The organism is uncultured Eubacterium sp. (assembly GCF_934295145.1).
Classification (GTDB): domain Bacteria; phylum Bacillota; class Clostridia; order Lachnospirales; family Lachnospiraceae; genus Eubacterium_I.
On the sequence record NZ_CAKRAS010000002.1, the window covers coordinates 1 to 12,682 of the forward strand.

The window sequence follows — 12,682 nt, forward strand, 5'->3', positions numbered from 1 at the left end:
CTCTTACACTGCCATTCCACCCTTACATTAACAATGAGCGATACACAGAATCCTGTTTCACTCCGCCATGCGATCTCTCAAATTGCCCTGCAATTTTCGATACACGGCATTCGCCGTATCCAGCCCCGTATTCATCAAATTTTCTCTGTAAGCCAGCTTACTCAAAAATCTGCTGAATAGGTGTCTGCGCATGGCTCATTGCTAACGCGGTATATTTCTGTTGCACTGTCCTTGGAGTCGCCTCCACCGGATGTTATCCGGCATCCTGCCCTGTGAAGCCCGGACTTTCCTCACCTGCGGTCTTTCGACACTTGCAGCCGCGATCATTTGTCTTACTTGAATTGTAATTTTTTAATTATTTTATACTGTTATACATGAAAACAGCTTCCACCGATGAATTCCCGCAAAATCGAATTGTGTCCGATATTTTCTCCCGGAACCGGAAGGAAATAATCTAGGAATTTCAACAGCTTTTTTGCCTCCGGATATTCCGGGCAATCCGGCTCGATGGAAAAGAGCAAAGGCTCCGCATATAATTTTAACACAGATAATTCATAAATCAAGGCCGAATTAAACATTACGTCCGCTTCTTCCTGATATGGAAAGATATTTTTCTCTTCTCCGCGCCGTACAGAACTCCATCTGGCCAGTGTTTCCCGGGCTGTGGTGTTCCTTGTGCGGGCATCCCGCACCATGCGCCGAATCAATCGTCCGTCCGCTGTGGACAGATTATTATGATCGTCAATATTTAACTGTGTCAATGCACTGATATAAATTTTATATTTATTTTCTTTCGGCAATTCATAGGAAAGCTTTTCGTTCAATCCGTGAATCCCCTCAATAACAAGCACATCATCCGCTCCCATCCGCAACGGTTTCTGGCGGTATTCCCGATGACCTGTCTTGAAATTAAATACTGGAAGTGTCACTTCTTTTCCGGCAAGCAGTTCTGTCATACACTGATTAAATAAAGGAATATCAAGCGCTTCCAGACATTCAAAATCGTACTCGCCATTCTCATCCAGCGGTGTTTCCTCCCGATTACAATAAAAATCATCCAGTGAAATCGGGTGAGGTTTTAACCCATGGGCTGTCATCTGAATAGATAACCTGTGGGAAAATGTTGTTTTTCCGGAAGACGACGGTCCTGCGATCAATACAAATTTCTTTCTGCGGTCTGCCGCAATCGTCTCCGCGATATCACCGATTTTCTGCTCCATATAGGATTCCTGCACCAGGATCATATCCTGGATCCGACCGGAAGCAATCACGTCATTGAGTTCACCAACAGTACGGATTCCCATATCAATGCCCCACTGTGCAGAATCGTTCAGTGTTGTAAATAATTTATCCGATGCAGCAAACTCTGTTACATTCCTGGTATTTTTGTCCGGGAACATCAGCATAAATCCATTCTGATAAGAAATCAGATCAAAATAGTTCAGATAACCGGTGCTTGGCACCATATATCCATAATAGTAATCCGGAAATCCCTGCAGTTCATAAACATTCACCCTGGAACTGCGACGGTAGCGCATCAGGCGCACTTTATCCATCCGTCCCATTTCTTTAAACCTTGCCGATGCATCCTGTGTATTCATATTGTATTTTACGATTGGAAGATCTGCTGCCACATAACTAAGCATTTTTTCCTTCAATGCCTGCAGCATCTTCTGATCCGGCACGGAAATAGATCCATGATACCGGAATTCACAGTAATATCCCTGTCCGATAGAATGCTGCACCAGAAGTTCCAGATTTGGATATAACTTCCAGGCTGCAGCCTCCATCAGAAGTGTCACACTTCTCCGATAGGTATCTTTGCCCGGTTTCTGTGCGGTTGTGATAAATTCCAGCTCTCCGTCCCGCAAAACAGACTGACTCAGTTCTCTGAGATCATGCTGAAACTTCACCAGCACAATATCATCCGTATATGCCTTCTGATATTCATCTGCAATCTGCTGAAATGTGGTATCTTTCGGATACTCCCGCTTTGTTCCCTGAATTATAATGCTACATGTCTGCTGTCCCATATCTTTTTAACGCCTCCAGAATCAACTGCTTCTTCTCCTGTACCTGCGCCATGCGGATGCTGATCCGCTCATTTTCCGGCTGCGAAGCCAACTGCTCACTTACAGAATCCACCGTGCGAAGTTCCCGCCCCAGCCACTCCAGTAAGACCGGATGTTTTTTTTGCAATAATACAGGTCCAAACGCATCTTCCACCTGCTCATCCAAAGAATCATCTATTGAAACAGGCTCTTTTCCCTGTATCACTTTCATCATTGGATAATATTTCCCGTCTTCAAGAATCATTTCCTCTTCCACGATCTGCATGCCATGCGCACGCAGATACTGGCGCACCTGCGCAATCTCTGACTGCGGCTGCAGGATCAGTTCCTCCTCACCGGTCAGCGCATGCGCTCCCTCTGAAAGGATCTTCATCACCAGACCACCGCCCATTCCTGCGATCAGAATAGAGTCTGCCTCTCCCGGCTGCAATGCAGCCAGTCCATCCGACAGACGGGTTTCGATTCTGTCCGACAACCCCTGCTGTCCGATATGTGCCGTTGCCTGCTGCAACGGTCCTTTTCCAATATCCATGGCAATGGCTGACGGAATCACGTTTTTCTGACACAGATAAATCGGTATGTAACCGTGATCCGTTCCGATATCTGCCAGACGCTTCCCCGGTGTGATCAGTTCAGCCAGTGCCATCAGCCGCTTTGATAAACGAATCGCCATATTAGTCCAGATAATCCTTTAATTTTCTGCTGCGGCTCGGATGGCGCAATTTCCGCAGTGCTTTTGCTTCGATCTGACGAATACGCTCACGGGTAACGTTGAATTCTTTTCCAACTTCTTCCAGTGTACGCGCACGTCCGTCATCCAGTCCGAAACGCAGTCGCAGTACTTTCTGCTCACGGTCTGTCAGTGTGCTTAAAACTTCTACCAGCTGCTCTTTTAACAGGGTAAATGCTGCTGCATCTGCCGGAACCGGTACATTATCATCCTGAATAAAGTCACCTAAATGACTGTCCTCCTCTTCGCCGATCGGAGTCTCTAAGGATACCGGCTCCTGGGAAATCTTTAAGATTTCACGTACACGTTCTACCGGCATATTCATCTCTTCTGCAATTTCTTCCGGAGTAGGTTCACGGCCAAGCTCCTGCAGTAACTGTCTGGACACACGGATCAGCTTATTGATCGTCTCAACCATATGCACCGGAATACGGATGGTACGGGCCTGATCCGCAATGGCACGGGTGATGGCCTGACGGATCCACCAGGTTGCATAGGTACTGAATTTATAGCCTTTTCTATAATCAAACTTCTCTACAGCCTTGATCAGACCAAGGTTTCCTTCCTGTATCAGGTCAAGGAACAGCATACCACGTCCCACATAACGCTTTGCAATACTTACAACAAGTCGCAGGTTTGCCTCTGCCAGACGTTTTTTCGCCTCCTCATCGCCAAGTTCCATGCGTTTTGCAAGCTCTATTTCTTCCTCCGCAGTCAGCAGCGGAACTTTACCGATCTCTTTTAAATACATACGAACCGGATCCTCGATACTTACGCCATCTGGTACGGACAGATCGATTTTTTCCATCTCCACATCATTTTCCACATCCTCGTCATCGATGAGGATATCGTCATCATCATCCGTAATACGAAGGACATCGACATGGTTTGCCTCCAGGAAATCCAGAATCTTGTCAATCTGCTCCGGACTCAGGGCAAAATCTTTGAAATGGTCATTGATTTCCTGATACTCGAGCATATTTTTTTTCTTTTTTGCCAGCGCCAGCAGTTCCTGGAGTTTCGCCTGGAATTTTTCTGCGCGCTCAGCTCTTTCTCTCATTTTCTGATCGTTTTTCTCTGCCATTTTGTTCATCCTTCCATGTTTTTAGTCTGTATAGTTTGTCCTCAATCAATCGAAATATGCATTTTCTGCAGCTGCGCCAGCTGTTGTTTGTCTGCGATCAGCTTCTGCAAACCGGTCAGATCCATTGGATCCAGATTCCTGGAGCGCGCATCCATGCTGTTTTTCTTAATCCTGAGAATCGTTTCTTTTAATGCTTTTTCTTTTTCCTGTCTGGTTTCCACCGGATGCAGGCGTGCGTGAAACAGGGCTGCTGCCTCCCGCTGCTGTTCTTCATCGGTAAACCGGCTGATGATCTGCGCAGGATTGATCTCTCCCTGGGCATGCTGCTCATACAAAAGCTGCGCCACTTCTTGAAAAATCTCTTCTGTAAAATCTTCCGGTCCGATATAGTTCTCTGTCAGATCAAATAACCGCTCGTCTTCGATCAGCCATGTCAGAAACAGCCGCTGCGACTGCTTCATGCCATCCTCTTTTTTCTTCTTTTCATTAATCCCGCTCTTTAACGTCGTGCGCTCCCGCTCTTTTGTCAGGCCGCCTCTCGTTCCCTCCGAGCGAACCAATGACCGCAGCTGTTCAAAACCAATCTGGTATTTGGCAGCCACCGCCTCAATATAATTTTCCCGTTCCAGTTCTTCCTCAAAATTCAGAATTTTCCGGGCAACGGCATAGAAAAATTCTGTCTTGCTTTCCGGATCTGCCAGATTGTAATCACGCTCAAGCATCCGTACTTCATACATAAAACTGTTTTCCGCATCATCGATACGCTTCTGATATTCTTCCGCACCCAGGGCTTTGATAAATTCATCCGGATCCTTATACGGTCGCATGTTGATGACTTTTGCCGTCAATCCCGCCTCCTTCAGGATCGGAATGGCGCGCAGTGCGGCTTTCACTCCGGCACCATCACTATCGAAAGTCAGATACACTTCCTTCGTGTACCGTTTCAGCAGATTTGCGTGACCTGAAGTAAAGGACGTTCCAAGAGAAGCCACCGCATTGTCAAACCCTGCCTGATGCAGTGCGATCACATCCATATATCCCTCGCAGAGCAAAATATGCGGTCTGCGGGAAGCACGGGCAAAATTCAGTCCGTACAGATTTCGGCTCTTGTCAAAGATCACGGTTTCCGGAGAGTTCAGGTACTTGGGTTCTCCCTCACCCATGACTCGTCCACCAAATCCAATGACACGGTTATTGGCATCCATGATAGGAAACATCGCCCGGTTCCAGAATTTGTCATACCCGCCCCGGCGTTCGTCGATGGTCACCAGACCGCTGTCTTTGAGCAGATCGTCCTCGTAGCCCTGTTTTTTCAGATACTGATACAGATCGTCACTGAATTTATTGGAATAACCCAGACCGAAATGTTGCATCGTCTCCTTGCTGAGCTGACGTTCCTCAAAATACTGCAGGGCATGTGCTCCCTGCGGGCTTCGCAACAGCATGTAAAAATACTTTGCCGCCACTTTATTCACTTCCAGAAGTTTGCTGCGCTTATCGGCAGCTTCCCGCTGTGCTGCGGTCATCTCCTGCTTTGGCAGTTCAATGCCGGCGCGGTCTGCCAGACTCTGCATGGCCTCCTGAAATGTAAAATTTTCATATTGCATCATAAATGTGAAGACGTTTCCGCCTGCCCCGCATCCAAAACAGTAATACATCTGTTTGCCCGGAGAGACAGAAAAGGACGGTGTCTTTTCATTATGGAAAGGACAGAGTCCAAAATACGTACTTCCTCGTTTCTGAAGACGCACATAACCGGAAATGACATCCACCACGTCATTTCGGGAACGCACTTCTTCAATCAGTTCATCGGAATAGTAAGCCATAATACCTTCCTTTATCTCAGTTTGAGTTTTAACTCCCACTTCTGCAAGTGGCAAACCACAGCAAGCCTCACATACGTTCGACTTGAATCTGTTTTCCTATTATAAAACGACATTCTTGTCTATCATTTAGTAAACCTGCCAGGATTTTGGCATAAAATACTCACTGTATTTGGCCAACGCATACTGATCCGTCATTCCGGCGATGTAATCACAGACCACTCTGTCATTTTCCTCGCCATCTTCCAGCATCTGCAGGTAATAAGACGGCAGCAAATTGATATGCTTCAGATAATACACAAACAAACGTTCAAGCAGCTCCTTAGCCTTTGTCTCCTCCCCCTTCGCAACCGGGTTGGTGTATACACTCTGAAACATAAACTGACGCAGTCCCTGCATGGCTTTCGCCACATCCTCCGACATGCAGATATCATCTTTATCCCAGCTCTGGTAAATGATATCATGGATCAGCGTGTTCAGTCGTTCTCTTGTGTCAAATCCAAGGATTTCCCTGTATTCTAACGGAATGTCATCCTCCCGAAGCACCTGTGCCCGGATGGCATCGTCAATATCATGATTAATATATGCAATTTTGTCAGATAAACGCACAATTTTCCCTTCCAGTGTGGAAGGCATCAGGCTGGTCTGGTGATTCAGGATTCCATCCCGGACTTCCCAGGTCAGGTTCAGTCCTTTTCCCTCTTTCTCCAGCTTTTCCACGATACGCACACTCTGCTCATTATGCTTGAAACCACCTTCGCACAGCTCGTTGAGCATTCCCTCACCGGCATGACCAAAAGGCGTATGTCCCAGATCATGGCCCAGCGCGATTGCTTCCACCAACGATTCATTCAGCCGGAGTGCCTTTGCGATGGTTCGGGCATTCTGTGACACTTCCAGTGCATGGGTCAGACGGGTGCGATAGTGATCTCCCTGCGGAGATAAAAACACCTGTGTCTTATGCTTCAATCTTCGAAAAGATTTGCAATGCAGAATCCGGTCACGGTCACGCTGAAAAACCGGACGAATATCGCATTCCGGTTCTTCTCTGTCACGTCCTCTTGAATTCTGGCTCAAGGTTGCATAAGGACTCAAATATGTACGTTCTGATAATTCCATCTGTTCACGAATTGTCATACGCTTGTTATACTCCCTGTATCTTACCACAAGATTTTATAAAAATGATATAAAACGAAAGACATCCTACTTTATATTTTCCGTGTTTCTTTCCTGTTTCCTTTTTTTATATTAATTTTTTTAATATTTTTTTCTTCAGAGCCCACATTCACAAAATCGCTTTTTCAAAGCTTTCTTTTTGCTCATTACACATCCTCGATCTGCCAGTCGATGGGTTCGATTCCGTTTTTCTCCAGGAAAGCATTTGTCTGGCTGAAATGCTTGCATCCGAAAAATCCACGATACGCTGACAGTGGGCTTGGATGCGGTGCTTCCAGTATCAGATGTTTCGGATTATCCAGCATGCTTTTTTTCATCTGCGCCGGACGTCCCCAAAGCAAAAATACGATGGGACGATCCTGCGCATTGACTGCACGGATGACCGCATCGGTAAACTGCTCCCACCCGATGCCGCGATGAGAATTGGCCTGATGCGCCCGCACGGTAAGTACGGTATTCAGCATCAGTACCCCCTGTTTCGCCCATTTTACCAGATATCCGTTATTTGGGATCTTGCAGCCCAGATCATCATGCAGCTCCTGATAAATGTTTACCAGAGACGGCGGCACTTCCACATCCGGTTTTACAGAAAAACAGAGTCCGTGCGCCTGTCCGTCATTGTGATATGGATCCTGTCCAAGAATCACAACTTTGACATCCTTTAACGGTGTCAGATGAAAAGCGTTAAAAATATCGTCCGGATTTGGAAAAATCTGTCTCGTCCGATATTCTTCCAACACTTTTTTATATAAATCTTTGTAATATGGTTTTTTAAATTCTTCTGCCAATGGCTGCTGCCAGTCATTTGTAATTGGTGGCATACTCTCTCCCCTCGATTCCTGATATTTCTGCAAACAAGATATTTTTGCAGAAACTCTTTTCTATATTTGATTTGTGCCAGTCATTCTCTAACGGCGCACAGATACGCCTTTTTCTGCCAGATAATTTTTCAGTTCCATGATCTCCAGCTCTTTATAATGGAACAGGGATGCTGCCAGTGCCGCATCCGCCTTTCCTTCGGTCAGTGCTTCATAAAAATGTTCTTTTGTGCCTGCGCCGCCAGATGCGATCACCGGAATGGATACATTTTCTGCGATCAGGCGGGTCAGTTCCAGATCATAACCGGACTTTGTGCCGTCACAGTCCATGCTGGTCAGAAGGATTTCTCCGGCGCCCAGCTTATCCACTTTCATGGCCCATTCCACAGCATCGATTCCAACATCGATTCTTCCACCGTTTTTATAAATATTCCATCCACTTCCGTCCTCTCTTCGGCGGGCATCAATCGCAACAACCACGCACTGACTGCCAAATTTGTCTGCTGCATCGGAAATCAGATTCGGTGTGTTGATGGCAGATGAGTTAATCGAAATTTTGTCCGCGCCCTCTCTCAACAATGCACGAAAGTCATCAACGGTACGGATACCACCACCGACTGTAAACGGGATAAATACATTTTCTGCCACTTTTCGCACCATATCAACAACGGTATTTCTGGCATCGGAAGAAGCGGTAATATCAAGAAAAACGACCTCATCTGCACCCGCTTTATCGTAAGCCGCTGCGATTTCCACCGGATCTCCCGCATCTCTCAAATTCACAAAATTAACGCCCTTTACCACACGGCCGTTATTGACATCCAGGCACGGAATAATTCTTTTTGTAAACATTATGCACGCCCTCCTTCGATTTCTGCAAAGTTTTTCAAGATCTGCAATCCCACGGTACTGCTTTTCTCCGGATGGAACTGGCAGGCAAACAGGTTGCCTTTCTCCACGGATGCATGAATACATGTACTGTACTCCGTAGTTGCCTTCACAATTTCAGGCTCCTCTGCATGCAGATAATAAGAATGAACGAAATATACATACGGGTGTTCTTCCATTCCGGCAAATAATCTGCCATTGTTATGGAAGTCCAGGGAATTCCAGCCGATATGCGGAATCTTTAATCCCTCTTTATCCGGAATGCGTCGGATCTGGCCTTTTAACAGACTAAGTCCTTCCACACCCGGGCTTTCTTCGCTGCTCTCAAAAAGCAGCTGCAGTCCCAGACAGATTCCAAGAAACGGTGTCTGTTTCTCGTTTAATTCACAAATAACTTTGTCCAGCTCCAGACGTTTCAGATTTGCCATGGCATCACCAAAGGAACCAACGCCAGGCAGGATTACCTTATCAGCATTCAGAATCGTCTGAAAATCACGGGTGATCACACTCTCCTCTCCGATATGTGCCAGCGCTTTTTCCACGCTTTTTAAGTTGCCCGCATCATAGTCGATAATTGCAATCATCTTTTTCACTCTCCCTCTACTTTGTGTTCAGTTCCATCCAGAATTCCACACCATCTTCATGGTTGATCACACCACACTGCTGGTGGAAGGAATCCATAATTGCTTTTACAATGGACAGACCGATGCCGCTGCCGCCGTATTCTCTCGTCCGCGCCTTGTCTACTTTGTAGAATTTCACCCAGATTTTATCAATATCTTCCTCCGGAATCAGCTGACCGGTGTTGAATACGCTGACACGCAATTTATCTTCGAAACGTGTGTAGAACACACGGATCACTTTTTCTCCGTCCGCATGGTTGATGGCGTTGCTCATGTAGTTCGTAATGACTTCTTCTACTTTAAATTCATCCCCCCATACCCAGGCTTCTTCCGAATTCTCCAACTCCAGATGAATACCTTTCTGTTCCATCAGAATTTTAGTCGAATTTGCCACGCCACGGATCAGTTCTGTCATATCAAAACGCTCCATGACTACTTGATCGTTGCCAAATTCCAACTGATTCAAAGTCAGGAGTTTCTTGACCATACGATTCATTTTATCTGCCTCATCAATAATAACATCACAGTAAAACTCTCGACTTTCCGCGTCATCATTGATGCATTCCTGAAGACCTTCCGCATAGCCCTGAATCAGTGCCAGCGGTGTCTTTAATTCATGAGATACATTGGACAAAAATTCTTTTCGCATCTCATCGATCTGTATCTTCTTTTCAATATCATCCTGCAGTTCCACGTTAGCAGTTTTCAACTCAGAAATCGTCCGTTCCAGATTTTCCGATAAACGGTTGATATGATTTCCCAGTTCTTCCACTTCATAACTGTTCGAACGATTGCTTTCGTATTTTGCATTGAAATCCAGATCTACCATTCGTTTGGAAATATCCGTCAACTGTTGCAACGGTTTTGTAATATGTCTCGTTGTAAAAAATGCCACCAACAGACTTGACACGATAGCTGCCGCTCCCACAAACAGCAAAAATCGATTGGAAATAGCCGCACTTTCCCTGATGCTTTCCACTGCCGTACGCATCAGTATCATATCGCCATTTTCCAGTACACCCACCAGCACCAGATATTCGGAATCCAGACGGGTATCGTTCTTGCGCAGCAACTGATACTGATCATTGGAATACAGCACTTCCATATCATCCGTATGAAGCAAAACATTCCAGAGTTCTCCCCGCAAGGTATCCAGATCATTGACAGAAGAACGCAAAACTTTTCCGTCCGGTTGCAAGATCAGTGTCATAATATTACCGTTGGAACACAGATTATCAAAAGTTACGGTAAACTCATCCGATTCCAGCTTATCCTGTTCACTGGCATTGGAAATCGTCTCATAATTTTCCATCAGAAGATTCTTTTTATTGTGCATATAATAACGCGGTAACAACGTGGTGTTCAACACCCAGCAAAGCAGAATTGCCCCTGCTACCAGCAGGCTGACAATGGAAGTGACCTGCCGCGTCAGAGAATGTTTTTTCATAATACTCCTTTATACCTCAAACTTATATCCCATGCCCCATTGACATATCAGCTTGTCTGATATGGGCGCGAATGCGCATCTTATAACCATTGAGGGGTTTAGACCATATGGGGCATCATTCTTTGTCAAACCTCAAACTTATATCCCATGCCCCATATGGTCTTTATGTATTCGCCTTTGTCCCCCAGCTTGCTACGCAACTTTTTAACATGGGTATCAATGGTTCTTGCATCGCCAAAATAATCATAATTCCATACATGATTCAGGATTTTTTCACGAGACAGCGCAATTCCCACATTTTCCATAAAATAGGTAAGCAGTTCAAATTCTTTGAAACTCATCTCAACATTTTTTCCGTCAATCGTTACGGTATGTGCATTTTTATCCAGACAGATACCACCAATTTCAAGACTTCCTTCAACACTGAGCTGATTCGTACGACGCAGGATTGCTTCTACACGTGCCACAAGAATCTTCGGTGAAAACGGTTTTGAAATATACTCATCCACACCAAGTTCAAAGCCCATCAGTTCATCGCTCTCATCACTTTTCGCCGTCAGCATAATGATCGGCACTTTGGATGACTCCCGGATCTCACGGCAGACTTCCCAGCCATTCATTTTCGGCATCATGACATCCAGAATGATCAATGCTATGTCTTTGTCCTCATAAAACAGATCCAGCGCTTCCTCACCATCTCCGGCTTCCACTACATCAAAATCGTGTTTTACCAGAAAATCGCGTACCAGCTTGCGCATTCTACTTTCATCATCAACCACAAGAATTTTTAATTTATCCATCATAAGTCCCTCCGGTCTTCTATATCTATGTCTATTTTATTTGTTCGAGTATATCTGATAAATGTGTCTATTTTATGGAAATCACAAACTTATATACTGAAAAAACCAAAAATGACACCGAAAGCGACTGAGCTTCCAGTGTCATGTATGGAGATGAGGGGAATCGAACCCCTGTCCGAAATTCCAGCCACCGTACTTCTACGAGCGTAGTCACTGTATTGACATTCCCTCTGCCGAACACCCAGTAACCGGTTTTCGGTTTCAGTAGCTTCATATTACGCCCTTATACGCAAAGCTTTGTATAAGTCGTTTCCTGCATGGTCGATGCCTGGGTCCGAAAGTGCAGGTGCTCCCGGTCAGACAAGCTGCAACTTAGGCAGCCAGTGCTAATTTATTATTATCAGCGTTTATATTTAGATTTGAAATTTAACGCATTTCATACGGCTCGCTTCTCCGGCTTTTAAAACCCCGTCGAAACCAGTACATCCCCGAATCACTTCGGCGGATCATGCCAGTTATCAGAAACTTATCCTTCTGATCTTTGTTATTATATGGGATTTTTTTCGGTTCGTCAAGAGAAAAGCCTCTGTCTAAACCAACAGTTTATTTTCTTTTTTCTAAACTTCGATCAAAAAAACATCATTCGTTACAGCAATAGTTAATACAGGTTCTTCACTTTAAATTCACGTTCCACTTCACGCCGCTGATCTTTCTTCGCGATATCTTGACGTTTATCGTACAGTTTTTTACCACGGGCAAGTCCGATCTCGACTTTGATCAGATCCCCTTTGATATAAACCTTCAGTGGAACCAGTGTATATCCTTTCTCTGCGATTTTTCCTGCCAGCTTATTGATCTCATATTTATGAAGCAGCAGTTTTTTCGGACGCAGCGGGTCCCGATTGAAAATGTTTCCCTTTTCGTATGGGCTGATATGCAATCCATATGCGATCACTTCTCCATTCTCTATTCGGATAAAGGATTCTTTGACACTGCATTTTCCCATACGCACAGATTTTACTTCCGTTCCGTGCAAAGCTACTCCTGCCTCATATGTCTCATCAATAAAATAATCATGATATGCTTTTTTATTATTTGCGACTAATTTATATCTGTCTTTTCCCATAATTTTTCTCTCTATACTTTCTGCCTCTGCTAAAATTCTTTTATCTCAGCCCGAAATATCTGTTCCGGATTACCCAAACAGGTACTTTTCCAACT

Annotated in this window: 11 protein-coding genes and 2 other RNA genes; all 13 read right to left on the minus strand. The window is 45.1% G+C overall.

What is annotated here, in order from left to right:
- An RNA gene (gene rnpB, locus Q0I54_RS00505) (RNase P RNA component class A) lies at positions 1–339 on the minus strand; the annotation flags it as partial.
- A 29-nt stretch (positions 340–368) separates the two neighbouring features.
- Positions 369–2,033 (minus strand): nucleoside kinase, encoded by a 1,665-nt coding sequence (locus tag Q0I54_RS00510; protein WP_296115573.1) that lies wholly within the window; start codon positions 2,031–2,033, stop codon positions 369–371.
- Complete coding sequence (locus Q0I54_RS00515; RefSeq protein WP_296115575.1) at positions 2,014–2,745, minus strand: class I SAM-dependent methyltransferase; 732 nt, start codon at positions 2,743–2,745, stop codon at positions 2,014–2,016. The genes Q0I54_RS00510 and Q0I54_RS00515 overlap by 20 nt, the downstream gene beginning before the upstream one ends.
- 1 nt (position 2,746) lies before the next feature.
- The gene (gene rpoD, locus Q0I54_RS00520; protein ID WP_109216862.1) at positions 2,747–3,862 is read right to left on the minus strand and encodes an RNA polymerase sigma factor RpoD; all 1,116 of its coding nucleotides are present in this window, start codon (positions 3,860–3,862) and stop codon (positions 2,747–2,749) included.
- A gap of 65 nt (positions 3,863–3,927) precedes the next feature.
- Entirely contained in the window at positions 3,928–5,712 is a 1,785-nt protein-coding gene (gene dnaG / locus Q0I54_RS00525; protein ID WP_296115576.1) for a DNA primase, read from the minus strand.
- Positions 5,713–5,838: 126 nt separating this feature from the next.
- The gene (locus tag Q0I54_RS00530) at positions 5,839–6,846 is read right to left on the minus strand and encodes a deoxyguanosinetriphosphate triphosphohydrolase (RefSeq protein ID WP_296115577.1); all 1,008 of its coding nucleotides are present in this window, start codon (positions 6,844–6,846) and stop codon (positions 5,839–5,841) included.
- Between the two features lie 185 nt (positions 6,847–7,031).
- Complete coding sequence (ung, locus tag Q0I54_RS00535) at positions 7,032–7,706, minus strand: uracil-DNA glycosylase (protein ID WP_296115578.1); 675 nt, start codon at positions 7,704–7,706, stop codon at positions 7,032–7,034.
- Between the two features lie 87 nt (positions 7,707–7,793).
- A complete protein-coding gene (hisF, locus tag Q0I54_RS00540) occupies positions 7,794–8,555 on the minus strand; it encodes an imidazole glycerol phosphate synthase subunit HisF (RefSeq protein ID WP_296115580.1) in 762 nt (253 codons plus the stop codon).
- The gene (gene hisH, locus Q0I54_RS00545; protein ID WP_296115581.1) at positions 8,555–9,175 is read right to left on the minus strand and encodes an imidazole glycerol phosphate synthase subunit HisH; all 621 of its coding nucleotides are present in this window, start codon (positions 9,173–9,175) and stop codon (positions 8,555–8,557) included. The genes hisF and hisH overlap by 1 nt, the downstream gene beginning before the upstream one ends.
- Positions 9,176–9,191: 16 nt before the next feature.
- The gene (locus Q0I54_RS00550) at positions 9,192–10,661 is read right to left on the minus strand and encodes a cell wall metabolism sensor histidine kinase WalK (protein ID WP_296115583.1); all 1,470 of its coding nucleotides are present in this window, start codon (positions 10,659–10,661) and stop codon (positions 9,192–9,194) included.
- A 125-nt stretch (positions 10,662–10,786) separates the two neighbouring features.
- A complete protein-coding gene (locus tag Q0I54_RS00555) occupies positions 10,787–11,461 on the minus strand; it encodes a response regulator transcription factor (RefSeq protein ID WP_296115673.1) in 675 nt (224 codons plus the stop codon).
- Positions 11,462–11,606: 145 nt separating this feature from the next.
- Positions 11,607–11,951, minus strand: a transfer-messenger RNA (tmRNA) gene (gene ssrA, locus Q0I54_RS00560).
- Between the two features lie 168 nt (positions 11,952–12,119).
- Complete coding sequence (smpB, locus tag Q0I54_RS00565) at positions 12,120–12,587, minus strand: SsrA-binding protein SmpB (protein ID WP_021738278.1); 468 nt, start codon at positions 12,585–12,587, stop codon at positions 12,120–12,122.
- Between the last annotated feature and the right edge of the window lie 95 nt (positions 12,588–12,682).